General features: G+C 31.1%; 30 protein-coding genes and 2 riboswitches. Of the genes, 3 read left to right on the forward strand and 27 right to left on the reverse strand.

Going from position 1 to position 24063, the window contains the following annotated elements:
- Positions 1-18 precede the first annotated feature (18 nt).
- The 7 genes from arsA to G9F71_RS22165 all read right to left on the reverse strand — a co-directional run bounded on the left by arsA (position 19) and on the right by G9F71_RS22165 (position 5823).
- On the reverse strand, positions 19-1761 hold the full coding sequence (arsA, locus tag G9F71_RS22135) for an arsenical pump-driving ATPase (RefSeq protein WP_164950679.1): 1743 nt from the start codon (positions 1759-1761) through the stop codon (positions 19-21).
- Between the two features lie 108 nt (positions 1762-1869).
- Positions 1870-2265, reverse strand: coding sequence for an arsenite efflux transporter metallochaperone ArsD (gene arsD / locus G9F71_RS22140; RefSeq protein WP_164950678.1), 396 nt, complete (start codon positions 2263-2265; stop codon positions 1870-1872).
- Between the two features lie 68 nt (positions 2266-2333).
- A complete protein-coding gene (arsB, locus tag G9F71_RS22145) occupies positions 2334-3401 on the reverse strand; it encodes an ACR3 family arsenite efflux transporter (protein WP_164950677.1) in 1068 nt (355 codons plus the stop codon).
- Positions 3402-3518: 117 nt separating this feature from the next.
- Positions 3519-3947, reverse strand: a complete 429-nt coding sequence (locus G9F71_RS22150) for an arsenate reductase ArsC (protein ID WP_164950676.1) — start codon at positions 3945-3947, stop codon at positions 3519-3521.
- 31 nt (positions 3948-3978) lie between these two features.
- The gene (locus tag G9F71_RS22155) at positions 3979-4206 is read right to left on the reverse strand and encodes a thioredoxin family protein (protein ID WP_164946691.1); all 228 of its coding nucleotides are present in this window, start codon (positions 4204-4206) and stop codon (positions 3979-3981) included.
- 147 nt (positions 4207-4353) lie between these two features.
- Positions 4354-5370 (reverse strand): permease, encoded by a 1017-nt coding sequence (locus G9F71_RS22160; RefSeq protein ID WP_125002485.1) that lies wholly within the window; start codon positions 5368-5370, stop codon positions 4354-4356.
- Between the two features lie 93 nt (positions 5371-5463).
- Positions 5464-5823, reverse strand: coding sequence for an ArsR/SmtB family transcription factor (locus G9F71_RS22165; protein WP_164950675.1), 360 nt, complete (start codon positions 5821-5823; stop codon positions 5464-5466).
- Positions 5824-6067: 244 nt separating this feature from the next.
- Here G9F71_RS22165 and G9F71_RS22170 point away from each other — a divergent pair, with 244 nt between their 5' ends.
- The gene (locus G9F71_RS22170) at positions 6068-6604 is read left to right on the forward strand and encodes a DUF1003 domain-containing protein (RefSeq protein WP_125002489.1); all 537 of its coding nucleotides are present in this window, start codon (positions 6068-6070) and stop codon (positions 6602-6604) included.
- A 150-nt stretch (positions 6605-6754) separates the two neighbouring features.
- On the opposite strand, the gene rbr is transcribed toward G9F71_RS22170, so the two are convergent.
- The 4 genes from rbr to G9F71_RS22190 all read right to left on the reverse strand — a co-directional run bounded on the left by rbr (position 6755) and on the right by G9F71_RS22190 (position 10084).
- Positions 6755-7339, reverse strand: coding sequence for a rubrerythrin (rbr, locus tag G9F71_RS22175; protein WP_164946695.1), 585 nt, complete (start codon positions 7337-7339; stop codon positions 6755-6757).
- A 200-nt stretch (positions 7340-7539) separates the two neighbouring features.
- The gene (locus G9F71_RS22180) at positions 7540-8358 is read right to left on the reverse strand and encodes a MetQ/NlpA family ABC transporter substrate-binding protein (protein ID WP_164950674.1); all 819 of its coding nucleotides are present in this window, start codon (positions 8356-8358) and stop codon (positions 7540-7542) included.
- Positions 8359-8440: 82 nt separating this feature from the next.
- A complete protein-coding gene (locus tag G9F71_RS22185; RefSeq protein ID WP_164950673.1) occupies positions 8441-9085 on the reverse strand; it encodes a methionine ABC transporter permease in 645 nt (214 codons plus the stop codon).
- On the reverse strand, positions 9086-10084 hold the full coding sequence (locus G9F71_RS22190) for a methionine ABC transporter ATP-binding protein (protein ID WP_164950672.1): 999 nt from the start codon (positions 10082-10084) through the stop codon (positions 9086-9088).
- Positions 10085-10203: 119 nt separating this feature from the next.
- Positions 10204-10306: riboswitch (SAM riboswitch) on the reverse strand.
- 92 nt (positions 10307-10398) lie between these two features.
- Positions 10399-10519: riboswitch (SAM riboswitch) on the reverse strand.
- 303 nt (positions 10520-10822) lie between these two features.
- On the opposite strand from G9F71_RS22190, the gene G9F71_RS22195 reads away from it, so the two are divergent.
- Complete coding sequence (locus tag G9F71_RS22195; protein WP_164950671.1) at positions 10823-11230, forward strand: DUF2809 domain-containing protein; 408 nt, start codon at positions 10823-10825, stop codon at positions 11228-11230.
- 166 nt (positions 11231-11396) lie between these two features.
- On the opposite strand, the gene G9F71_RS22200 is transcribed toward G9F71_RS22195, so the two are convergent.
- The 15 genes from G9F71_RS22200 to G9F71_RS22275 form a co-directional block, all read right to left on the reverse strand.
- The gene (locus G9F71_RS22200; protein ID WP_164950670.1) at positions 11397-12002 is read right to left on the reverse strand and encodes a histidine phosphatase family protein; all 606 of its coding nucleotides are present in this window, start codon (positions 12000-12002) and stop codon (positions 11397-11399) included.
- A 52-nt stretch (positions 12003-12054) separates the two neighbouring features.
- Entirely contained in the window at positions 12055-12579 is a 525-nt protein-coding gene (locus G9F71_RS22205; protein WP_164950669.1) for an NUDIX domain-containing protein, read from the reverse strand.
- 185 nt (positions 12580-12764) lie between these two features.
- Positions 12765-13304 carry a DNA topology modulation protein gene (locus tag G9F71_RS22210; RefSeq protein ID WP_164950668.1) on the reverse strand — a complete coding sequence of 180 codons (540 nt, stop codon included), beginning with the start codon at positions 13302-13304 and terminating at the stop codon, positions 12765-12767.
- A 57-nt stretch (positions 13305-13361) separates the two neighbouring features.
- Positions 13362-13853 carry an NUDIX hydrolase gene (locus tag G9F71_RS22215; protein ID WP_164950667.1) on the reverse strand — a complete coding sequence of 164 codons (492 nt, stop codon included), beginning with the start codon at positions 13851-13853 and terminating at the stop codon, positions 13362-13364.
- 334 nt (positions 13854-14187) lie between these two features.
- Positions 14188-15042 (reverse strand): cell division protein, encoded by an 855-nt coding sequence (locus G9F71_RS22220; RefSeq protein ID WP_164950666.1) that lies wholly within the window; start codon positions 15040-15042, stop codon positions 14188-14190.
- 87 nt (positions 15043-15129) lie between these two features.
- Positions 15130-15702, reverse strand: coding sequence for a GNAT family N-acetyltransferase (locus G9F71_RS22225; protein WP_164950665.1), 573 nt, complete (start codon positions 15700-15702; stop codon positions 15130-15132).
- Positions 15703-15747: 45 nt separating this feature from the next.
- Positions 15748-16209 carry a hypothetical protein gene (locus G9F71_RS22230; protein WP_224626549.1) on the reverse strand — a complete coding sequence of 154 codons (462 nt, stop codon included), beginning with the start codon at positions 16207-16209 and terminating at the stop codon, positions 15748-15750.
- Positions 16210-16218: 9 nt separating this feature from the next.
- Positions 16219-16863 (reverse strand): hypothetical protein, encoded by a 645-nt coding sequence (locus tag G9F71_RS22235; RefSeq protein WP_164950664.1) that lies wholly within the window; start codon positions 16861-16863, stop codon positions 16219-16221.
- Between the two features lie 16 nt (positions 16864-16879).
- On the reverse strand, positions 16880-17653 hold the full coding sequence (locus G9F71_RS22240) for an MBL fold metallo-hydrolase (protein ID WP_164950663.1): 774 nt from the start codon (positions 17651-17653) through the stop codon (positions 16880-16882).
- A 12-nt stretch (positions 17654-17665) separates the two neighbouring features.
- On the reverse strand, positions 17666-17917 hold the full coding sequence (locus G9F71_RS22245; RefSeq protein WP_164950662.1) for a VOC family protein: 252 nt from the start codon (positions 17915-17917) through the stop codon (positions 17666-17668).
- Between the two features lie 5 nt (positions 17918-17922).
- A complete protein-coding gene (locus G9F71_RS27665; RefSeq protein WP_164946708.1) occupies positions 17923-18918 on the reverse strand; it encodes an HD domain-containing protein in 996 nt (331 codons plus the stop codon).
- 72 nt (positions 18919-18990) lie between these two features.
- Positions 18991-19980 carry a GNAT family N-acetyltransferase gene (locus G9F71_RS22260; RefSeq protein WP_164950661.1) on the reverse strand — a complete coding sequence of 330 codons (990 nt, stop codon included), beginning with the start codon at positions 19978-19980 and terminating at the stop codon, positions 18991-18993.
- A 170-nt stretch (positions 19981-20150) separates the two neighbouring features.
- The gene (locus tag G9F71_RS22265) at positions 20151-20660 is read right to left on the reverse strand and encodes a 2'-5' RNA ligase family protein (RefSeq protein ID WP_224626553.1); all 510 of its coding nucleotides are present in this window, start codon (positions 20658-20660) and stop codon (positions 20151-20153) included.
- A 14-nt stretch (positions 20661-20674) separates the two neighbouring features.
- Positions 20675-21094, reverse strand: coding sequence for an NUDIX hydrolase (locus tag G9F71_RS22270; RefSeq protein WP_164946712.1), 420 nt, complete (start codon positions 21092-21094; stop codon positions 20675-20677).
- Positions 21095-21352: 258 nt separating this feature from the next.
- A complete protein-coding gene (locus tag G9F71_RS22275) occupies positions 21353-21871 on the reverse strand; it encodes a hypothetical protein (protein ID WP_164946713.1) in 519 nt (172 codons plus the stop codon).
- 304 nt (positions 21872-22175) lie between these two features.
- Here G9F71_RS22275 and G9F71_RS22280 point away from each other — a divergent pair, with 304 nt between their 5' ends.
- Positions 22176-22637, forward strand: a complete 462-nt coding sequence (locus G9F71_RS22280) for a transposase (protein ID WP_164950659.1) — start codon at positions 22176-22178, stop codon at positions 22635-22637.
- 306 nt (positions 22638-22943) lie between these two features.
- Here the strand turns inward: G9F71_RS22280 and G9F71_RS22285 are convergent, their stop codons facing one another.
- The gene (locus tag G9F71_RS22285) at positions 22944-24002 is read right to left on the reverse strand and encodes a YhcG family protein (protein WP_164950658.1); all 1059 of its coding nucleotides are present in this window, start codon (positions 24000-24002) and stop codon (positions 22944-22946) included.
- Positions 24003-24063: the final 61 nt, after the last annotated feature.

Genomic DNA, 24063 nt, shown 5'->3' on the forward strand with positions numbered 1-24063 from the left:
AATATATTATATATACCTTTACACTAATAACTCATTTAACTTGTCACCTTTAATTTCATCAGGGCTCCAAGCTATGACAGCAAACTTACCCTTTGTATTTGCATCAACCTTGTTAATCCATTGAATTTCATTGCTTGCCTTTGCAGAAAGCAATTTATTGGTAGTACCCGTGGCATGCAGTGATGAGTTTATAACCCACCATTTTGTTGAAATTTTTGCACGTTTTAAATCTTCTTCAAGACGCATTGCTTCATATACAGGTGTAGCCTCAGCAAGTGTTACAATGATGACTTCAGTTTCATTAGCATTACGGAGCCTTGGCAACAGTTTTTTCACAGATTGTGGAATGTCTCCCTGCGATCGCTTGATTTCTTGGTTATAGCTTTGCGTGGAATCAAGTAGCAAAAGAGTATGCCCTGTTGGAGCAGTATCTATAACAACAATTTGCTCTTCCGACTTATCCACTATTTGAGCAAAGGCTCTAAAAACTGCAATCTCCTGAGTACATGGAGACCTAAGGTCCTCTTCTACGTATTCAATATCCTCATCTGCCATGCTTTCTCTAGCCTTAGAAAGCACTTCCTGCTTATATTTTTCTAGTTCAGCCTGCTCATCAATGTGACTCATAGTTATGTTGCTGCTCTCATTAATAACAAATTTAAGATGGGCCGCTGGATCAGTTGTAGTAAGATGTACTTTTTTTCCCTTTGCAGATAATCCTAGTGCAATGGCAGCTGCAATTGTAGTTTTACCTACACCACCCTTGCCCATAGTGAAAATTACTTTTTTATTACTCTTATACAAGTCCTCAATAACATCTTTAAGCTGGGGAATGGTTTCCGCCTTTATCTTTTCACTACTGAAACTATAATTGTCTTTGGTAAGTAGTGCACGCACATTTTCCATACCAGTTATATTATAAGCTCTAAGCGGTACCATATAGGTAGTAATATTTTGCAGGCCTTCTGGCATTTGTTTAAGTGATTTTTGTTGTTTTTGGTACAGACTTTCAGATACACTATCATCATAAGAAGTCAGTACTCCATTTATTATCATTGTTTGATTGTTTACTCCGATTTCTGAAAGTTCTCTCGATGCTCTTTCTGCTTCTTTAAGAGGTGTCATTTCAGGGCGAGAAACTAGCATAAGCGTTGTTAAATATCCATCTCCCAAGGTTTCTACTGCTTTTTTATAGATTTCTCTTTTACTCTCCAGCACAGAAAGTTGACCTAAGCAAGATGCACCATGTGTGTTTTCGCTAATAAAATTGCTCCAGGCCGATGGTAATTGAAGCATTCTAAGGGTATGACCAGTAGGCGCAGTATCAAATATAATGTGGTCATATTCCTTTTGCACTTTTTCATCCGTTATGAATTTTGAAAATTCATTGAAAGCTGCAATCTCAACGCTGCAAGAGCCAGAAAGCTGTTCTTCCATATTATTAAGCACTGCATCAGGCAATTTCCCACGATAAGGTGCAATGACACTCTCTCGTTGTTCTGCTGCTGCCTTTATTGGGTCAAGGTTCGCAACAACTAGATTTGGTACTTGCTTAATTTTGATACCCTTATTGGTAAGTTCAGTGTTAAAAACGTCCTGCAGATTTGATGCAGGATCTGTACTTATAAGAAGCACTTTTTTCCCTCTATCAGCAAGGTTAACTGCTGTAGCACAAGCCGTAGAAGTTTTTCCTACACCACCTTTGCCTGTATAAAATAAATATTTTGTAAATTTAATATTTTGTGGATTGAAAATTTCCATGCTTAATTACCTCCAGTTTCATTATTAATTTAAAATGCCAACCCACTCCTTAGTGGATTGGTTTGGCATTTTCGTAATTTTTAATTTTTATAAACTCTAATTATAGTATTAACAGCAGTCACCGTTGCCACAACCACATCCTCCTGATTTAGGAGCCGCTTTTATTTTAAAACTTTTAGGTTTTTCGCCTAAAAAACTCACTTCTACATTTAAAAATTTCATTAATTCTTCATTTGTTGGATATCTTCCTACTAACACAATTTCACCGTCTAAGATAGTAACCGGTAGATCATCAATACCCTTTTCCTTTATGAAATTATTCACTACTTTATTATCCACAAACTCCTGTGGTGAACTTGATAGGTTAAATCTCTGCACCTCAACGCCATTCTTTTTTAATGCATTAAGGACAGTTGAAACCCTAAGAAGCTCAGGATCAACCCCTACTCCACAAAGTCCTGTTGAACAACACATTGCTTTTTCAAATATTTGCATTTTTTTCATTATTAATCTCTCCAATCATTTTATTACTTTAATACTTTTAGCATCTTTAATATATTTAATACTCTTAATTATTTTTTATTATGAGCTACTGGCTGTGGAAACCAATTACTAGTCTTGTTTGCTATTTTTACAAGAATCAGCATTACTGGCACTTCAGTTAATACCCCTACCACTGTAGCGAGAGCTGCAGGAGAGTCCATACCGAACAGCGCAATAGCAACGGCAACTGATAATTCAAAAAAATTTGATGCTCCAATCATTCCAGCAGGTGCTGCAATATCATGTGTTAGTTTTAGCTTTCTACCTGTTAAATAAGCAATAAAGAAAATCAAAAATGTTTGAATAGTTAGTGGCACTGCAATCAATAAAATGTGTAGTGGATTGTTTAAAATGGTTTCACCTTGGAATGAGAATAACAATACCAACATAAGTAGTAACCCAACAGTAGTTGCATTATCAAACTTGTGGAGGAAGGTATTTTCAAAATATTCTAGGCCTCTTTTCTTCGTCATCATAACTCTGGTCAAAATTCCGAAAGCTAGAGGAATAACAACAAATAAAACTACTGATAAAATAAGTGTACGCAAGGGAACAGCAATGTTGCTAACGCCTAATAATAGTTTCACTATGGGTATAAATGCAACCAGTATTATTAAATCATTGGTGGCTACTTGCACAACGGTATAAGCTGGATTACCTTTTGTAAGAGAACTCCAAACAAATACCATAGCAGTACAGGGAGCCGCTCCTAGCAATATAGTTCCTGCAAGATATTGAGTAGCTAGTTCTGGTGCGATAAATGCTTTGAATACAACAAAAAAGAAAAATGAAGATATTGCATACATAGTAAATGGTTTTATAAGCCAATTTGTTATCCAGGTTATATACAAACCCTTTGGCTCCTTCCTAACATTCTTAATGCTTTCGAAATCTACCTTCATCATCATAGGATAAATCATTACCCAAATAAGTATAGCAGTGGGAATGGAAACCTTGGCATATTCAAACTGATTTAGGAATTCTGGAATTTGTGGAATAAACTTTCCAATAAGCACGCCTACTACCATACAAATTGCCACCCAAACTGTTAAGTACCTTTGGAAAAATCCCATATCCGATTTTTTAGCTTGACTCATAATTAATCACCCCTTAATTTCACAATAATTTTACATTTATAATGCCAATAAATTATGTTTCTATTTTATTATTACATAAGTCTTGAAGTTTACATTTACACAATCTTTCGCAATACACTACCACACCACTTCTCCACTTAAATCAATTTCATTATTTTCAATTCTTTTCTTTAGATCCTTTATTTTTTCTTCAATTATTCTTGCTGTCTTTATAAATTCGTCATCAGATTTTCCAGTAGGGTCATCTAATCCCCAATCTTCTTCATGCCTGTGAGCCAGTATTGGACAAACTACATTACAGCCCATTTTTATTACAATATCAGCTTGTGGTATATCTTGAATTAATTTAGATGTGTGAGTTTCATTCATGTCTATTTTATATAAATCCTTTATTATTCTCACCGCATCTTGGTTAATTTGAGGCTTAGTTTCAGTACCTGCTGAGTACGCTTCAAACACCTCTGAGCCAAACATCACTCCCAGTGCTTCTGCCATCTGTGACCTACAAGAATTGTGAACACATATAAACGCTACCTTTGGCTTCATAAAATAATCCTCCTTTACTTTGGTGGTTTAATTATAAATATTTCTTAATTTCCTCAGCTGAGGGCACTCTTCCCATTATCTTAACTTTTTCATCAACTACAAGAGCAGGGGTTTTCATAACTCCATAAGCCATTATTTGTTTAAAGTCTTCAACTTTCTCTATAGTTGCCTCAATGCCTAACTCCTCTACTGCCTTTCTTGTGTTTTCCTCTAATTTCTTGCAACTTGAACATCCTGAACCTAAAACTTTAATTATCATAATAAATCCTCCTTATATATATATCCCTTTGGTAGATACCAACTATTAATTGTTATCCCCCTAAATTTATATTATTGTGCGAATGTAGAGCACAATTTTATTATATTTTTCTAGTACTAAATCATCATCTGCGATGCTGAAATGTTGTTAAACTAATAAAAATGAAAACGCATTAAATAAATATCCTATTATAACTATACCTGTTGCAACTATAGCCACAAATATGGCTAATAATTTAGGTTTAACAACCTTACTAAGCATAATTATTGATGGAAGTGAAAGAGCAGTTACTGCCATCATAAATGATAATACTGTACCAATTCCTACACCTTTACCAAATAACGCTTCTGCTATTGGTAAGGTTCCGAATATGTCAGCATACATTGGTATGCCAACGGCAGTAGCTAGTAATACTGCAAATGGATTGTTATTTCCAACTACAGTTTCTATTATTGATTGGGGTATCCAATTGTGAATTGCAGCTCCAATACCCACCCCTATTAAAACATATAGCCAAACCTTATGAAATACATCTTTAACTTGCTCCTTTGAATAAGATATTCGTTCATTTCTTGTCATCCCAATTATTTCTGCATCCACATTTTCTATCTCTTTCACATAACCTTCTACATACTTTTCAAGCCCTAATTTATCAATAATGCTTCCACCTACTACTGCTAAAATTAGTCCTACAACAACGTAGGCTATAGCAATTTTCGCACCAAAGAAAGACATTAAAATTAATAATGATGCCAAATCTACTAGTGGTGAAGATATAAGAAAAGAAAAAGTTATTCCAAGGGGTAGTCCTGCTGCGTTAAATCCAATAAATATTGGAATACTAGAGCAACTACAAAAAGGTGTAATTGTTCCAAGTAATGCCCCTAGTATATTTCCCTTGATACCCTTAATATTTCCAAGAAGTTTTTTTGTTCTTTCTGGTGGAAAATAACTTTGGATATAGGATATAAGGAAAATCAATACTGATAACAATATAAATATTTTTATGGTGTCATAAATGAAAAAATGTACACTTCCACCTAATCTTTCTTTAATTGATAACCCAAATACATTTTCTACAAGTCCCTTAATAAGATTTGAGAGCCAAGTCATTTTTAAAATCTCATTATTTATCCAACTAAATATTTGTGATATTACATTCATTCTTGTCACCTACCTGCATAATATTTTTTTCATTTATATTGTGAAATTAAATCATACCTTCTCAATTGTTCATTATTTTCCAAAAATATATCTTTAACTATTAGGATTGCATTTATTTTTAAACATTTCTGTATACTCATCACCCTTTTGAAGGTTTTTTAAATCTTTTTTTATGGTATCGTAATCTTCTAAATTTGTGATTATTTTCTCTAATATGTCTTTAAGAAGCCCATTATCCTTATCTATGTAATAGTATATAAATTGTTCTTGTCTTTCATCTTTTACAAAGCCCATATCCCGAAGTTTACCTAAATGCTTTGAAATTTTAGGCTGACCTTCTTCTAGTATTCCTTGAATTTGGCATACACAAAGTTTTTTATGATATAGAAGCACCAAAATTCTCATACGTGTTTCATCAGATAACACTTTAAATAAGTTCAATAATTTTTCCATCCGTTTCACATCCTTTAAAGCAAATAATAATATAGTATATATCCATATGGGTATATAAGTATAGTATTCCTAAGTGATCCTTTTGTCAACCGCTTTTGAAAAAAAGTGCCAACCAAATTAACCACCTATTTATAAAACGGGAAGTATAGTATAATAACTTAAATAAAGTCATGGACAATAACGTATTTTTATTTTAAATCAAATTGTATATACATTTTAAAGTTATATAAGGAGGGATATTTACATGGAAAATGAAAAAGAAAAATCAGATACCGAAAAAATCGTAAATGAAATATTAGAACAAGGAGAAATTTTTAACGATATTGAAGAAGAACTACTACATGAATTAATTGGAAATAAAATATCCAAAGATAACGTGATTGCTCATGCACAGACTCTTACTTTCGGAAATAAAATGGCTGATAAAATAGCTGCATCAGTAGGAAGCTGGAGTTTTATAATAATTGCATTATCAATTATAGCAATATGGATAGTATTAAATTCCATGTTCAAAAATTTATTTGACCCGTTTCCATTTATACTTCTTAATCTAGTACTGTCTTGCACTGCCGCTATACAGGCCCCTGTAATCATGATGAGCCAGAATAGACAGGAAGATAAAGATAGGATAAAATCAACAAATGATTATAAAATAAATCTTAAATCTGAATTAATAATTCAAGATTTGCATAAGAAAATGGATATATTAATTCAAAATCAAAAAATATTAGTAGAGAATCAATCTAAAATGGTAGAATACATTGATAGTTTACCAAAATAAAGTGCCATCCACATGGAAATTACCAAGTTGTATAATTTCACTGTTTTATTTAAAATCAATTTAGAAATTAATAATCATTTTATAAATAAAATAATGGGAAATGGATTATCTTATTAATAATCCATTTCCCATTCTTATATCTACTTTATATTAATAATTTTCAGCTAATACCTCAAAATATGCTTTTGGATGTGCACAGGCTGGGCATATTTCTGGAGCACTTTTTCCCTCAAAAATATAACCACAGTTGATACATTTCCAATTAACTACTGTATCTTTATTGAATACTGAATTATTTTCTATATTGCTTAATAGTTGTCTATATCTTTCGTCATGATGCTTTTCAACCTCAATAATTTTTCTATAAACAAAAGCAACATCAGCAAATCCTTCTTCCTCAGCAACTCTTGCAAATTCTGGATAAAGTTCTGACCATTCTTCCTTTTCTCCATTTGCTGCCCATAATAAATTTGACTTAGTATCTGATAGTCCTACAGGATATGTAGCATTGATTTCTACCACTTCTCCATTTAAACTTGTGCTTAAAAATTTAAAAAATCTTTCAGCATGCTCTTTTTCATTGCCTGCTGTTTCTGTGAATATATTAGATATTTGTACATATCCCTCTTTTTTCGCTACAGACGCATAATAAGTATATCTATTCCTAGCTTGTGATTCACCTGCGAATGATTTCATTAGATTTTCAGCTGTTTTTGTACCTTTTAACATTTTCATAAAATGCCTCCTTCTTTCTCCGAAGAGAAGATAATTGTGTATACTAAAGTATTCTATAAATGATATAGCTTTCCTCTTTTAAGGCATCTTATTTTAAAAAAACTTGCCACTTAAAAGTGAGTTCACACTTGAAAGTGAGTTTACCTTGTATCTAAATTATAAAGTGCCACGTAGGTGGCACTTTATTTCTTATCTGGTGCCTAAAATGCTGGAATTATATTTCCTTTATATTTATCTTCAATAAATTTTTTAACTTCTGGAGAATTTAAAGCCTTTGAAAGTGCCTGTATATAAGGTTTAGTTTTATCTTCACTTCTAACTGCAAGCACATTTGCATAAGGAGAATCTTTTGATTCAATTGCTAGTGAATCCGCTTCTGGATTTAATTTAGCCTCTATAGCAAAATTTGAATTTATAACTGCTGCGTCCACATCTTTTAATATCCTTGGAAGTTGAGGAGCATCTAGTTCAGTTATTTTAAGTTTTTTTAAATTTTCCGTAATATCAAGTTTTGAAATAAGTTCACCACTTTTTAATTTTATGAGTCCAGCATTTTCAAGTACTCTAAGTGCTCTTGCTCCATTTGTAGGATCACTTGGAATAGCTATTTCAGCCCCATCTTTTAAATCACTGAGTTTTTTATATTTACTAGAATACACGCCCATAGGTTCTAGATGAACCTTTACAGTATAATCAAGTTTTAGATTTTTTTCTTTACTAAAAGATTGCAAATAAGGTACATGTTGAAAGAAATTAGCATCTAGTTGTCCTTCAGCTAGTGAAGTGTTTGGTGTTACATAGTCAGTAAATTCTACTATTTCAAGTGTATATCCTTCTTTTGCAAGGATTGGCTTTACTACCTCTAATATCTCTTTATGAGGCACAGGCGTGGCACCTACTTTTATGATTTTTTTCTCAGGTGCTACCTTTGCAGGTGCAGCCACTTCTTTTTTTGCTCCACAACCACTTACTGTTAAGATCACAACTATTGTTAATAATACGCTTAATATTTTTTTCATTTTTAATTTTCCCCCTCGTATTTCTGTGGTGTAGATAACAATTATTAATTGTTATCCCCCTCGCATTTGTATAATTTAAGATTTATCTAATCATTTTTCTGTACAATAAATTTCCTAAGGCTTGAATAATTTGCACAACTACAATTAAAATAATAACAGTGTATATCATAATGTCTGTTTTAAATCTATAGTAGCCATATTTTACTGCTACATCTCCCAGGCCGCCGCCACCAATTGTCCCAGCCATAGCTGAGTAACCTATAATATTTATTATAGTTAACGTAACTCCAAGAACTATAGATGGCATCGCCTCTTTTACCATAACCTTAAATATAATTTGATAGGTTTTTGCACCAACAGATTTAGCCGCTTCAATGATTCCGTAATCAACCTCCAGTAGTGCAGATTCTATTATTCTTGCGGCAAAAGGAGCTGCTCCTAGAGTTAATGGAACTATAGCTGCATTCGTACCTATGGTTGTTCCAACAATAAGTTTGGTTAAAGGGAATATAGATATCATTAATATAATAAACGGAAAAGAACGAAGTATATTTACTACTAAGTTTAAGCTTTTATAAATTAGAACATTTGGTCTTAGCCCTTTAGGACTACTTATAATAAGTCCCACGGCTGTTATAAACCCTAAAATCACTGTAAAAATTGTAGACACCCCTACCATATATATTGTGTCTAAAAGTGCAGGTAGTAAAACATCTTTAAATAGCATTTATATTCCCCCCTCCTTATATTCATCCTTCTTCAATAAATAATTAATAAGCTCCCATTCTATAGATTTTCCATCTAAATATTTTAATATTTTTTCCCTATTTTCATCACTTGCATTTATTATAAGACTTCCCATTACATTATCTCTGAATTTTTCAAGCCTGCCCCATACTATTGAAAAATCTATATTTAACTCCCTGGCTATGGAAGTTATTACGCAACTCTGGCTAATTTCTTTCGGAAAAAATATTTTAATATTATGCCCTGTACTAGGTAATAATTCTTCCTCTCCTATAAGTGTTTTCATTTCACTTGTTGGTCTAATAAATAATTCATCTGTAATACCGCTACTTTTAATCTCACCTCCTTCTAAAAGAATAAATTTATTACAAATCTCTTTTACCACCTCCATTTGATGTGTAACCACAATAATTGTTATATTAAATTTGTTATTGATATCTCTTAAAAGCTCCAATATAGATTTTGTAGTTTTAGGATCTAATGCAGAGGTAGCTTCATCACAAAGTAATATTTTTGGATTAAGTGCCAAGGCTCTTGCAATTCCAACTCTTTGCTTTTGTCCTCCGCTAAGTTCGCGTATATTGCTATTTACTTTATCATTAAGTCCAACTAATTCTATTAAGCTATCTACTCTTTCTTTAATAAGGTTTTTATCAGTTCCCCATACTTCCAGTGGAAACGCTATATTTTCAAAAACATTTTTTCTGTTAATCAAATTGAAGCTTTGAAATATAATACCTACATTTTTTCTAAATTCCCTAAGCTCTTTTGAACTTAACTGCTTTACTTCTTTTCCCATTATATTAATGCTACCTGTATCATAGGATTCAAGCCCATTAAAACATCTAAGTAAAGTGGATTTGCCAGCACCACTGTGACCAATCACTCCATAAATATCGCCTTTATCCACTGTAAAAGAAACACTATTTAATACTTTGTCATTGGAAAAACTTTTACTTACGTCACAAACTTTAATCATAAAATCTCATCTCCTCTTCATAATTTATTACTTTTTTCATTGCAATTATCGCTACTCGAAATTATTTTCCTAAAAAAAATAGAACCCAAGAATAAACTTGGGCTCTAATGCCAAACTTATTCTTATCTTGCAGCAATACTGCAGGATTTAACACCATGTATCATATATGATACTGGTTGTCGGGTTTCATAGGGCCAGTCCCTCCACCTCTCTTGATAAGACAATATTAAATTTTATTTCAAACTTATTTTAAAAACAAAAAACCTCTCCCATCAGTATAAATGATGAAAGAGGTATAAAATTACAAGGCACCTCTCTCATCTTCCGCCAAGTTCTAAGGAACTTAGCGCAGGAATTAGCACCTTTTCAGACGAATGATATCTGACGGTTGCCGAGGTGTCATAGGGCCAGTCCCTCTACCTCTCTTGATGAGAATTAATTGATTTATTAAATTAAAGTTATATTATCACCATTTGGAGGAAATGTAAAGGTATTTTTTATTTTATTTTTTTATTATTGCAATTGCTTCTCCAATTTCTTCAATCATATAAAGTATGGAAATTTTACCTTGCGATGCAAACTTCATTGGAATTTACGTAAACAAACTTTACAACATGCTATAATTATAGTTAATAGAGGTACTAAGCAATTTGAAGCGCAGCATAGATTAGCTAAATAACAAAAATTGTGAGAAGAAAAAATAGGAAATTAAAAGAATAATTTGGAATGAGGTTAAATATGATTTATAAACGCAATAGGCTATTTTATGGATTCATGATAATAATTGTAATTATTTTAGGATTATGTTCGAGAAAGACGGCTACTGTCATACCAGATTTTTTGAATACATATTTGGGTGATGCTCTGTGGGCATTAATGGTTTTTCTTGCTTTTGGTTTTATTTTTAAGGGTACGAAAACAAAGTTAATTGCATTGATGGGAATATCATTTTGCTATATTATTGAATTAAGCCAATTGTATCATGCTATTTGGATAGATAATATGAGAAGAACAACTTTGGGTGGATTGGTATTAGGATATGTATTTTTATATACTGACTTATTAGCCTATGCTATTGGTATTGGATTAGGTATAATTATTGATTATTACATTGCATTGTATAAATCTAGAATTGACAAATCATAGCCATCCCATTTTTTTTGCATCCGCCATATCCAACTATATCATTATTTTCATTAAATACACCCACCGTAAAACTTTCTAGGCTTCCCTTAATGCCTTAATCTTAAACTAAGGGAATCCTAAAATGGATTCCCTTAAAATTCTTTATATTATTCGCACTAAACATATTCTAATCTAAATGTGAAATATCCGCCTCTAAAATAATTTCAATTTTCTTATCTTCCACTTCCAGTACTGTTAAACATGTATCATACATAAAGGGTTTACTCCAAAAATCCTCAATAGAATAATTCTTGATTATTGAATATATTGCCTTTATTACAGCTGTATGGGTTACTATTAAAATATTTTCACCAGTAGTATTATTTATAATATCATATAATGCTTTTTTTACCCTGTGAATCAATTCATGGAAGCTTTCTCCATCTATAGGTTCATACAATTGAGGCTTGCTCCAGAAATTAAACTGCTGGGTAGGATATAGCTCTTTTACTTTTTCATGGTCCATACCTTCCCATATACCAAATCCCATTTCTTTTAAATCTTCAATTTTAATTATCTCAGTATCCTTATTTCCTCTAATGTATTTTGCTGTGTCAAAAGCTCTCCCCAGTGGACTGCAATAAATATAATCAAAATCTACAGATTGCAAACTATCACCTAGCTTTTTAGCGTTATCAACACCTATTTCGGTTAAATTTGAATCTTGCCAACCCTGCATCCTACCTTCTTTATTCCACTCCGTTGCTCCATGTCTTGTTATATATATTTTCAATTTTCACCCATCCCCTGACTATAATAAAATAATATATAATATCAAATAATTATTATATATTGCTACTGTTTAAAAGACATTTGGCACTCTTTAGAAACATTAAATCTCTACTCTGAATGAATCTCCCAAGATAATTATCTGGTGCATCATTTTCAAGAATAGATATAGCTTCATCTAAGGTCACCCATTTTAGTTGAAAACCACTATTTCTTTCGACCTCTGTAAATGATGGCTTTTTAATATCCCCTTTTACCTCAGAATAATAGCAATATGATATTTGTAATAATTCATGCTTATCTCTATATTCTATGATTGTTCCAATTTCACCTAAAACATCAATATTAACTCCAGCTTCTTCCATTACTTCACGATTTAAAGCAGTTTTAATATCCTCACCTGCTTCAATTCCTCCGCCTGGTAGCTTGTGATAGTTATTCTTTGATACAAATAATAAGGCTATTTTCTGTGAATCATTTACTACAATTGATCTTGATGCTTTCCTAATCTTATATGAAATATTTATATTTTCGTAATTGTAACCAATATCTTTTTCATATATTTCTTTTATTAAATCCATTGTATCTTGCCTCCTTATTTTAAATATGTCATTAATAAATATTTGCTCAATTAATAACTTTTTGCTCTATATTCCCTATTCTAACACACTTTCCGGTTCAAATATATGTCATAATTTTCTCTTACATTGATAGTGCATACATCAAGACTTAAAGTAACTTTGGTCCTATAAACTTTGAAACTATTTCAATTTACCTCTTCTTTTTTCCCACTAGATATTTCTATAATATACTGCTTTGCTTGCCTTCTATTTTTAAACACTATTATTTGTTTATCTTTACTTTTTTCGAGTCTACTTATATTTGCTTGTCCTGATGCCTTAGGAAAGTTCCAAATATATTTCATAATTTCAAAGTCAATCTTCTCTGGGCACCCCTCTGGCATATCTGGCCTTACTTTATTTATGTTTGTTATAACTCGTTTAAAATAACTCAGCAAACATACTATTCTACTTAATTTAAAACAAATTACTGTATCAGCTTTTTCAAGACGAATATCCATGGTACCACCATAATTACCATCTACTATCCATTCACAGCCTAATATTAAACACTTTTGTTTTTTTGCCCAGTCTTCCTTCGGGGTCTCAATCCAGCCATTATTCCAAAACTCTTTATCAAGATGAATAAGTGGGAGGTCTACTACCCCTGCAAGTTTTCTTGAAAATGTACTCTTGCCACTACCCGGTGAACCTATTACCATTATTCTTTTTCCTATATTATTCATCTATACCCCCTTTAATTTTTAATTGTACTAAATATATATTTGTATTCACTCTTTTTTCTACCTCTTACCTATAAATTTCTTTAATGTAGCTACATGCATTGGATAAAATCCATTTTCATTATTATCTAACATGTCTTTTAATTCATCTATGGAAACCCATCTAATATTTTTACTTTCATTTGTTTTATCTAATATTTGTCCCGAAACTTTACATATAAAAGACTGAACCATGATAGGATAATTACCCTCTATATTTTGAGAACAAGCAAAGGGAATATAATTTATAACCTTGAAGCCATTTGATTTATTAATTACAGCTTCATCTTCTCCTAGGATTTCAATGACCTTAAGCCCCGTTTCTTCCCAAATCTCTCTTCTTAAACAATCAAATATATTTTCAAATTCTCTAATTTTCCCTGCAGGTATTTCTATTAGTCCGTTCTCTGCCCCGCCATTCTCCTTGCACCTCTCCTGAATCAAAATATAGTCAATTCCTTTTTCATTTTTAATTATAATTCCACCAACTGCTGGTTTTGAAAATACTTCCATTTTAAAATCTCCTCTATAAAATTCTATAATAAACTTCTTTATTTTCCGCCTTTTCATTTGTAATCTTATATCTATTCTACAAGTATTTACTAAATCCTTTCTGCTTTTATATTTCCTTGCCTTATGTACCATTTACATAAATACTATAATAATAATCCTATATATGTCATTAAAAAAAGCTGACTTTCAACAACTCGTTCCGTTATGAGGTGCAAAATGCAAAAATGATTGTTTTTTGTACCTATAATTGCTTATAAATTCACACGCATAAACCCCCTATATTTAACAAATAATATAGATGGTTTATGTGTAAATAATTCAGACTATATGAACATTATGAATTAATTTTGGATTTTGCGAACCAAGTTATAGATATAAAATATCCTATTATAGGGGAAACTCCGTATCCCATCAATGGAACTGGAAAATTTCCAAATAGAGTAGAAATTAAAATAATTATAAAATACATCCCAATGCTTACTGATAACAATTTATATTTTTTTGGTGAAAAAAATATAAATGGCAGTGGCAATATTACAAGAGAAATAAACCCTAAACTAAGCCATATTATTCCCATATTCGCTACCAAACTAACTATATTTTCAACATAAGATACCGGTGGTAATGCATCTAAAAATACCCATGAAATAATAATCAACGCAGAAAGTAATACTACAATACAAGAACGAAAAATATTGTTATTAATCTTATTCCATAACAATAGTATCATTGAGATAGTAAATGCAGTTAGCATAGAAGCATCTGGTTGCATCGCAAGTAAAATTGCTATAACTATTGTAATAGCAGCTGAAAACCACCAATCTCTTATTTGTAACAATTTCCATAGTTCTATAATTATAATAGGCAGTACAATTACTGCAACGTAAAACTTAATTGGCCCAACAGATACCCATCTATGAACTCCTTCTATTCCTGAACTAATAAAAGTTAGAAGTAAAAGAATTACTGCAACTACAATAGTTGTGGTATTAGTGATTGCATTATTTTTAACTTTAGATTTTTTTAATAGTATAAAGTATGAAATTATTCCAGCTAATACTAAATAAAAAATATTTTGACCAAAAATAGCAATTGGTACTTTATTGGTGTACATTGCTATCACCCCAATAATTATTGATGGTACCGCCATCAATAACGGTATAAAATTCAATAACCTCAATTTTTTCATTTTTAACTCCTTACCAAATAAATATATTTTCAAATTCTCTAATCTTACCTGCGGGTATTTCTATTAATCCATTCTCCTTGCATCTCTCTATAAGTTTTGAACTTGTGTTAGATTAATCCAATGTTCTCGTAAAATTGCATAATGAACAACGTCATAGAAAGTACCTTTAACCTTTACTTCTTGTAGACCTGTTCCTTCATATTTCATTCCACATTTCTGCATAACACGACCCGAGCCTTCATTTCCTACATAATGTGTAGCTTCAATGCGATTCAATTCCAATTTTGAAAATGAAAGGTCTAATATTAAACTTAACACCTCTGACATGTAATTATTGTTCCAATATTTTCTATTCAATACATACCCAAAATTTGCTTTATTATGTTCAATACATACTCTTAAATCAATACATCCAATACATTTATGCTCTGATTTTAATTCAATTGCAAAAACTCCAATTTTACCTATATAAATTTTTTTTACTACTTCCTCAGTTTGTGATATATCCTTATATGACGGCCATGTCAAATATTTTGTTACAATATCATCACTGGTATATAAGAATACATCATCTACATCCTCTATACAAAATGGTCTTAAAATTAATCTGTTTGATTCTAAGATAGAGTTCTCTTTTATAATTTCACTGTAATCAATCATGTTCTTCACCTCATTATATATAATCTTTTATTTTACTTTTTACTACTAATATTTATAGTCTACATACCCTTTCATTTTACTTTTTACTACTAATAAAAAATTCATTAGACTGAATACTATAGCTACTAATAAAATAAATAAACCATTAAGATTAAATATGATTATTAACATTCCAGATATAATACAGCATGTGGAATTTAATATTGAAAAATTTAATTGTAACCTCAAAAATTCACTTAATTTTATAATTGTCATTTCGTTTCTTCTACTAAATCTTCTATTGTAATAATTAACTTTATCTCTAAACAAAACAGAATATGTTAAATAAATTACTCCCATTAAAACTGCTAATATACCAATCCAGTTCATTTCATTCCCCCACTTTTTATTCCATTTACTAATTTGTTTTAAATCTATCTTCTGCGCTATACTAATTTGCTTATATCCGTGAAATAATTGAGTAACCTCTATAAATATCCCCCTAATCTCGGCATTAGCATAATTCAAATACGCTACTTAATCAATAGTTTCAACTTTTTTTGTTAACAGGTCTATAATTCGTGTTCTCTTATCTGCTTTTGAAATAAAAACAATTTCACCACTAGCATCAATACAATATGATATTGAAATTGACACTCCACAATTTCTGTATGAACCATCCGCATGGCTTGTTCCTATAATAGTAGTTTTATAGGTTATTGCAATATTTTTTGCTACCTCTACCCATTCTTCAAACTGCTTTTCACTGAACATCCCTACACCTATTGGATGTGCTATAAAATCGAGTCTTCCACCTACAATTTTTAACCCTTCGCCGCCTTTTAGTATTTCTCTACAAAGTAAATAGCCTATCCTTAATCCATCATTATCAACAACTGATGGGCTATATAGCTCTTCATCCTCTGGAGTCTTTGCTCTATCTAATACTTTTTCGCCTAAACTATTTATAATTAATCCCCTATCCTTATCCTTACTTTTATATCCTGTTATAATAGTTTTATTGTATTTTTTAGCAATTTCACATGTGGCCAGTAATGCATCTTCATCTACTAAATATCCTTCTGGGTATATAATCATATCAATATTTGGGTTATTCTTTATTTCTTTTTCAAGTTGATCAGCATTTTTTTCATGAATGGGCTGTCCTACCAAGATTCTCATAATCGTCACACCTCCTTTATATATGTATACTGAATTCACAAAAATGAAATATTCCATTTCCTTGTTTTAACATGCCTTTATCTTCTATATCTTCAAATGCCTTTTTAATACTACTTATTAAGTCAACTTTTACATTCAGCTCATTATGCGCTGGCAATACCTTTGATATTCCTTTTAAACTACTAATTTTATCAATAGATTTTTTGAAAAGTATAGGGTCTGTACTCGGATAGAATGCATATAAATTCCCTTTATAAACCAAGTCTCCTGTATATAAATATCCCTTTTCCTCTTCTATAAGGCAAATATGCCCAGGTGAGTGTCCCGGAGTATGTATAACCCTGATTTTTCTTAAACCAATATCTATAATATCGTTGTCATTCAATATTTTAGTTGGATCTCCAGTATAAATTTTATAATCCTCGATATTAAATTCGACTGGTGGATTCTTACTAAAAGGCTCCGACATTACATTTTTCTTAATTACACTAAGTGGAACAGGAATACCGGCTTTTAGCCATTCCGAATCATTTTTATGAACACAAATAATATTAAACAACGCGTGTCCACCTATATGATCCCAATGTACATGAGTTGTGACTACTATCACAGGTAATTCTGTCAACTTATTAATTTCTTTTTTTATATTTCCTATCCCTAACCCTGTATCAATTAAAAGAGCAGATGTTTCGCCTATTAGTAAATAGGAGTGTACTTTTTCCCAATGTCCATATTCACTTATTGCATAGGTTTCATCATCAATTTCCTCAATTGTAAACCATTCATCCATATTAAATCTCCTCTATAAAATTCTGCAATAAGCTTCTATATCATTAACCTGAAAACTTGGTAAACAATTATCACCCCAATTAACCATTTCTTGGGCTTTACTATTATCAAATAGGCAAAACTTAAAGCCATCAATATTAAAACTACTAAATACTTCATCCCTTTTTTCAACAGATTGCTCAAGCAATTTCTCATAAAAATCAATTGCTCTATTCATATCTTTTACACAAATATATAGTGAATTTAATGTAAAATTTAGTCCCATCTTAATCACCCTTCCAAAACCACTTTAGCACATTCATATTTTCTCTTCATAATCTCCTTTGCTTCTGGGCACAATTTGTTCCAGCTTCTTTCAATTTTTCCACTTACCCACTCAGCACCTTCTTTTACCTCCATTTTTTTATTATGATAAGCCAGATGTAATAATGATGGAACCTGATCTATATGAGCCATTGCATCCGCACTTGCTATACATACCGCTTCTTTAGTTTTTTGCTGCTTTTTTACGCTACCCCTGTGACATAGGATGCAGTCTTTTATAATTTCTATTTTTTCCTTTGGATAATCTAACTCTTTAAGAATTCTCTCTGCTTCTATAGCTCCATATATATGATGCTGCTCATACATGTTTTTATCTTTTACACTTGCATAATCATGTAGCAATGCTGCTATCTCAACTAGCTCTTCGTTAGCACCCAACCTTTTCGCCAAAATTTTAGCATATTTAACTACACCAACAATGTGACATGACCAGCCTTCATAACCAAATATATTATCTTTACTCTTACACTGCTCTTCTACTATTTTTGAGATGGTGCTTATTAATTCTCTTGTATTTAACCCTTTTACTGCCCATTCAAGTAAAATAGGTTGAATTTGTGGGTATGTTAAATTCTCTGGCATATCATCAAATAAGGCAATTTCTCCAATTTCTAAATCAGGTAGTTCTTCCAACTCTTCAATTTCTGCATAATATAATCTTCCATAGCTTTCATTAAAATCTTCTTTTCCTTCAAAATACTTGCATAAGTAATCACCTATAGGTTTCATATTAAATTTCACTGCGCCAGTTTCTTCTTTTAATTCCCTTGCTGCAGTATCATTAATATCTTCATTTAATTCTCTATGTCCTCCTGGCGTTTCCCAAGTTTCTCTTTCTTTATGCTTACAGTAGACGAATTTACCCTTGTACTTTGAAACTATGACGGCAAATTTTAACTCTTTATCCTTCACTGTCCCTAAATCATATACTTTAGTTTCCATACATACCCTCCATAAATAATCTTATACTTCTCCCCTATTAAGTTTTCCTTAATAGCATCCATCATTTTTTTATTAACAGCCATACGCACCTTGCAATTCAATAAACCTTTCCTTGGTCATTTTAAATAAAATCTCACTATCAGACCTTGATACTATGTTAAACCCAAAGCTTTGTAGAGCCTTTTGACCTTTTTCATTTATCACATCATCATAAATAACTTGTCCACCGAAATCATAGAAATAGTAACTTAAGAGAAGACTTATTGCTTCTTTACCATATCCTTTGCCTCTATATTTACTTTGTATTTTTATATTGAAATCTGCCTTTTTCTCTTCTGCATCAAATCTATGAAAACTTACTTCTCCTACTGGAATATCATCATTATTATATATTAGGCAGTAAAAATTCTTTCCATCTGATGGATCTACCATTTTCCTATACCAAAATTCTCGTCTTTCTGCTGGAAAGGTTACAACTCCACCAACATCATTCATGGTTTCTTCATCTGACCATAACTCCGCTATAAAGTCTAATTCAGCAAAATTAGGCTGCCTTATATAAATATCATTACAATAAACATCATTAATTAATGCCCCTTCTCTGTCTATTCCTTCTTTTACAAATCCACATTTTTCATAACATCTTATTGCCCTTGCGTTATAATCTAAGACTCTTAAATACACCTTATGATATTCTAAAACTTCAAAGGCATAATCTAAAACCATTTTAGTAACCTTTGTTCCAATCCCTGCGCCATACAAGTTGTTGTCATATATTTCAATAGATAATTTGGCTTTGTTATCTTCTTTATATGGCCTAAGGCCAACGATTCCAATACAATTGCCATTATACTCAATAACCCACTTACATGGATGTTGAATTATTCTTTCATACCATTTCATAGCTTCATCTATGGTGAATTCACCTAGCTTACTGATATTACCACCGCACATTATAACGCATTCCATATCTAGTCCTAACTTTTTACGGCTAGCAATATCTTCTTCTATTGGTTGCCTTAATATAATATTATAGTTTTCTAATTTCGGAGCATTATTCACACTATTACCCCCTACAATACTCAATTTAACTTTAATTCAAATATTTTTTCCTTATCATTGCTATTTACTTCTACAAAACCCATAGCTATAAATAAATTCTATGATCGCTTATTCTACATGACTGAATAATATTTTTAATAGCCATCTAACCTCCTTCTTATCACTAAGTCTTATGCTCCTAGCGGAATGTTTAATTCTATTATTGAATCTTCATTTTCATCAATAATTTCAACACTTATTGTATTAACAACTGTCCCAAATACATCATCTATATTCTTGGTTTCCTCTACTGCCATTTCAAAAGCGTCCAAATCACTAATACTACCAACAGTCATATGTGGCAAAAAATCTATCTCCTTTAACCATTGCGGGTAAAATTCTTTTAAAATCCCCTTACACAATCTTTTATGTATCTCTACTATTTGAGCATTACCTTCTTTTATATTTAGAAATAGATAGTTTCCTGCTAGGGTGGAAGCAGTAATTCCACTAAGGCTAATATGAAAAGCTTTTATGTCCAACACCATAATTTCTATATGCTCTTTTAGCTTATTTGTATCTATTTCACTTTCAAAAGGAAACACCAAGGTAATATGAGGTTTTACACACTCTGCAAGTGGATCATATTTTTTTCTTATATCATCTATAATCTCTTCATTTTCAAAATGTGGAAATATCATAATACATCGCTTTATCATATAATTCGCATACCTTCTTCAATCTTTTTCATATCCCAATTTACCATTCTCTCCTTAAAAATCTCATGCATCATGTTAATGCTTACCTCATTAAATTTAAGCCATTCATACTTATCATGTTCATCTGATAATTTAAAATCGCCCTCTTTTATTTTGCATAAATATATAACCCCTGTTATCTGATGATTTTTCGAAATAAAATTCCAGGTATCTAATAATCTTATAGGCTCTACAACAAAATTTGTTTCTTCCTTTAATTCTCTTATAAGAGTTTCTTCTGCGGTTTCTCCAAACTCCATCCTACCGCCTGGCAGTTCATAAAAATCATGCTTTGCTCCAGTCTTGTGTAATGCTAAATACTTACCATCTCTTAGTATAAGTGCTTTTGTAGCAAATTCGATTTTGCTCGTTTCCATTTAAATCACTCCAATATTTATAATTTTTGCTCTCAATTGGGTTAACTTACTTTCAAATTCATATAGCCCCTAAATATTTTAACATGTATACTTGATTATACCATTTTATACTAAATTTCTCTATCCGTTCCGCATTTCTATTTTACAGATTATTTTTAGATAAAAACAAAAGGCACTCCATAAGAGTACCTTTTCTAATCTGAACCAATACTTATATATTCATATAGGTCTTTTTTAATTTCACCCTATAGCCACTTGTTACTTTTCGTCGACTGTCCAATAATCTTTTGGCATTTGTACTACCTTCCCCGTCAGTGGATTAACCATAAAATATTTATTACCAATAGTTGATTTGATTTCATAATAATACGCTCTATTTGATACAAACAATTGTTCTGGGTTATTAACTAGAGGCACAGTATCTTTCTCCTTAGAAATGTCAATAAACACAGTATTTCTACTTGAATGTACATATCGCTGAACAATTTGCTTTCCTTCATCGTATGTATATTTTGGTAAAGTATAGTAAATTATTAAAGGTGAAATAAATAATATTAGCCCAATCGCAATAATTTTTAATTTCAAATAAGCATTTTGGTTTTTAAATAACGCTTTATAGTAAATTGGTTGACCTATAAACAAAATAAAAATTCCAATGTTGTATATTCCCGCATACTTATTGGCGATCTTGTAGGCAAAATACCATTCCAATAATGATATTAATGTAATACAAATAAATATAATATCCTTTGTTTTTTTATCTTTAAATATCTTCATTTATACCACTCCCATCTTCCTTCAATATTAATTCATATTCTCCTTCAATTTTTTTATTACTCATTAAGTCATCACCTGGGGTTATATAGTACTATCCAGGGCTAAATCTTTTCACTATTATATCATCCATTTGAAATAAAATCCATATTTATAACTAATTTTACATTTCGACCTATGTAGCCCTTCTTTCTTTAGCTATTAAATTAATATTAATGAATAATTCTATGTATACTGAATAAAAAACACTCCTTATTGGCAATAATTGAAGTAAGTTAATTATTAAATATTAAGGGGGAGTATTCTTATGTCAGACATTTCTAAAGAGATTTTAAGAGATTATATCAAGGATCAAAATTTTACAAGTACAAATGAGATTCTAGCTTCTGTAAATGACATGTTTAGAGACATCCTTCAAGAAGCATTAGAATCAGAGCTGACTTCACAACTTGGATATGACAAATACGATGTATCAGAAAAACAAACACTAAACAGTAGAAATGGACATTCTAAAAAGACCGTAAAATCCGAACTTGGAACAATAGTTCTTAACATACCGCGTGATAGAAAAGGTAAATTTAAATCTAAAATTTTGCCTAAGTATCAAAGAAATATAACCGGTATTGAAGATAAAATATTGGCTCTTTATGCAAGCGGAATGACTACAAGAAGCGTCGCTGAGCAAATTAAAAATCTATATGATGTTAAAATATCCGCTGAAACAGTATCAAATATATCAAACAAGATCATTCCTGTGCCTCTTCCTTAATGATTTTAGGTGTATTTTTTATTTTAGTCATTATCCCTATATCCATTTATAAAATAAATAAACTGTACAATCTCACCTTTGATGAAGATGTACAGTTTTTATTTTTTTATTTTATTTTCTCAATTCTTCATTTTCGTTTATTGATTTTGCAAATGAGAATCCCCTCTTGGTATTTTTCTTTTATTGAGCCATCACCACTCAAAATATCTAGTTCAAATTTTCGTCTTTTTTTGTTTATAACCTTTTATTTTAGTAATTATTCTCATTATTTTTTGAAGGATTAATTTTTTAGTGTCTTCATGTCACTTAACTTTCACTGCCATTATCCCTTTGCTGCAATTGTAACCTTGCTTTTAATATTGCCTTACGAAGCTTTTCCTCAAATACTTCTTTCGGAGGCAGTTGTGTTATATATTGCGCTACATGAATTCCACTTTTATCTAATTCTAAAAGTTCTACTGTTTCCTGTGATTTCTTTGCACAAAGTATTAACCCTATCGGTGCTTCTTCGCCTTCGTTTCTTTCATACTTATTTAGCCACCTTAAATATAGTTCTACCTGCCCTTTGTGTTCTGGTTTAAATTTATCCAATTTAAGTTCAACAGCCACAAGTCTTCGCATTTTTCTATGATAAAATAATAAATCTATATAATAGTCTTCATCATCTATAGTGATTCTTTTTTGTCTCCCTAAAAAAGCGAAATCCGAACCCATTTCTAATATGAATTTTTCAAGTTCCGCAAGTATTCCATTTTCTAAATCTTTTTCACTATATGTGTCTTCAAGTCCTAAAAAATCCAATACATATGGGTCTTTAAAAAACAAATCTGGTGTCATTTTATTTTCTTCTCTAAGTAATTTTAAATCATTTAATATCGTTTCTTCTGGCTTCTTAGATATAGCTGTTCTTTCATACATCATTGAACTAATTCTTTCTCTTAAAGTTCTTACACTCCATCTTTCAGTATTACACATGGTTGAATAGAACTCTCTTTTTAAGTTATCTTCCAATGATATAAGTTCCTTAATATGAGACCAAGTCAATTGTGCAGACAGTGTATGCACAATTTTAAAGTCCCCAAAAGTTTCATAAAAAGAAACCATATTAAACAAATTTCTTCTACCATATCCTCTTCCATAATTCTCAATTAACTCTTTACTTAAATTATCTATTGTCTTTTTTCCATAATCGGCCCTTTCTTTTTTTATAATATCTTCTTTTATGGTTCTTCCAATATTCCAATATAAATTTATAAGTTCAGTATTAACAGACCTATAAACTTTTTCCTTAGTGTTATCTATTAATCCAACAATATCATTATAAAGTAATTTTATTTCATAACTCTCTACTAATTTATCATCCATATCTCTAATCCCTTCTTTATATGCACTTATTCTTATATATCATAATACCAATATTATATTA

This window comes from Clostridium sp. FP2 (assembly GCF_011065955.2).
Lineage (GTDB): Bacteria > Bacillota > Clostridia > Clostridiales > Clostridiaceae > Clostridium_AD > Clostridium_AD tagluense.

Coding starts and splice junctions, on each gene's coding strand:
- arsA (WP_164950679.1), bottom strand. CDS start 1,761: ATGGAAATTTTCAATCCACAAAATATTAAATTTACAAAATATTTATTT.
- arsD (WP_164950678.1), bottom strand. CDS start 2,265: ATGAAAAAAATGCAAATATTTGAAAAAGCAATGTGTTGTTCAACAGGA.
- arsB (WP_164950677.1), bottom strand. CDS start 3,401: ATGAGTCAAGCTAAAAAATCGGATATGGGATTTTTCCAAAGGTACTTA.
- G9F71_RS22150 (WP_164950676.1), bottom strand. CDS start 3,947: ATGAAGCCAAAGGTAGCGTTTATATGTGTTCACAATTCTTGTAGGTCA.
- G9F71_RS22155 (WP_164946691.1), bottom strand. CDS start 4,206: ATGATAATTAAAGTTTTAGGTTCAGGATGTTCAAGTTGCAAGAAATTA.
- G9F71_RS22160 (WP_125002485.1), bottom strand. CDS start 5,370: ATGAATGTAATATCACAAATATTTAGTTGGATAAATAATGAGATTTTA.
- G9F71_RS22165 (WP_164950675.1), bottom strand. CDS start 5,823: ATGGAAAAATTATTGAACTTATTTAAAGTGTTATCTGATGAAACACGT.
- G9F71_RS22170 (WP_125002489.1), top strand. CDS start 6,068: ATGGAAAATGAAAAAGAAAAATCAGATACCGAAAAAATCGTAAATGAA.
- rbr (WP_164946695.1), bottom strand. CDS start 7,339: ATGAAAATGTTAAAAGGTACAAAAACAGCTGAAAATCTAATGAAATCA.
- G9F71_RS22180 (WP_164950674.1), bottom strand. CDS start 8,358: ATGAAAAAAATATTAAGCGTATTATTAACAATAGTTGTGATCTTAACA.
- G9F71_RS22185 (WP_164950673.1), bottom strand. CDS start 9,085: ATGCTATTTAAAGATGTTTTACTACCTGCACTTTTAGACACAATATAT.
- G9F71_RS22190 (WP_164950672.1), bottom strand. CDS start 10,084: ATGATTAAAGTTTGTGACGTAAGTAAAAGTTTTTCCAATGACAAAGTA.
- G9F71_RS22195 (WP_164950671.1), top strand. CDS start 10,823: ATGATTTATAAACGCAATAGGCTATTTTATGGATTCATGATAATAATT.
- G9F71_RS22205 (WP_164950669.1), bottom strand. CDS start 12,579: ATGGATTTAATAAAAGAAATATATGAAAAAGATATTGGTTACAATTAC.
- G9F71_RS22210 (WP_164950668.1), bottom strand. CDS start 13,304: ATGAATAATATAGGAAAAAGAATAATGGTAATAGGTTCACCGGGTAGT.
- G9F71_RS22215 (WP_164950667.1), bottom strand. CDS start 13,853: ATGGAAGTATTTTCAAAACCAGCAGTTGGTGGAATTATAATTAAAAAT.
- G9F71_RS22220 (WP_164950666.1), bottom strand. CDS start 15,042: ATGAAAAAATTGAGGTTATTGAATTTTATACCGTTATTGATGGCGGTA.
- G9F71_RS22225 (WP_164950665.1), bottom strand. CDS start 15,702: ATGATTGATTACAGTGAAATTATAAAAGAGAACTCTATCTTAGAATCA.
- G9F71_RS22235 (WP_164950664.1), bottom strand. CDS start 16,863: ATGAGAATCTTGGTAGGACAGCCCATTCATGAAAAAAATGCTGATCAA.
- G9F71_RS22240 (WP_164950663.1), bottom strand. CDS start 17,653: ATGGATGAATGGTTTACAATTGAGGAAATTGATGATGAAACCTATGCA.
- G9F71_RS22245 (WP_164950662.1), bottom strand. CDS start 17,917: ATGGGACTAAATTTTACATTAAATTCACTATATATTTGTGTAAAAGAT.
- G9F71_RS27665 (WP_164946708.1), bottom strand. CDS start 18,918: ATGGAAACTAAAGTATATGATTTAGGGACAGTGAAGGATAAAGAGTTA.
- G9F71_RS22265 (WP_224626553.1), bottom strand. CDS start 20,660: ATGATATTTCCACATTTTGAAAATGAAGAGATTATAGATGATATAAGA.
- G9F71_RS22270 (WP_164946712.1), bottom strand. CDS start 21,094: ATGGAAACGAGCAAAATCGAATTTGCTACAAAAGCACTTATACTAAGA.
- G9F71_RS22275 (WP_164946713.1), bottom strand. CDS start 21,871: ATGAAGATATTTAAAGATAAAAAAACAAAGGATATTATATTTATTTGT.
- G9F71_RS22280 (WP_164950659.1), top strand. CDS start 22,176: ATGTCAGACATTTCTAAAGAGATTTTAAGAGATTATATCAAGGATCAA.
- G9F71_RS22285 (WP_164950658.1), bottom strand. CDS start 24,002: ATGGATGATAAATTAGTAGAGAGTTATGAAATAAAATTACTTTATAAT.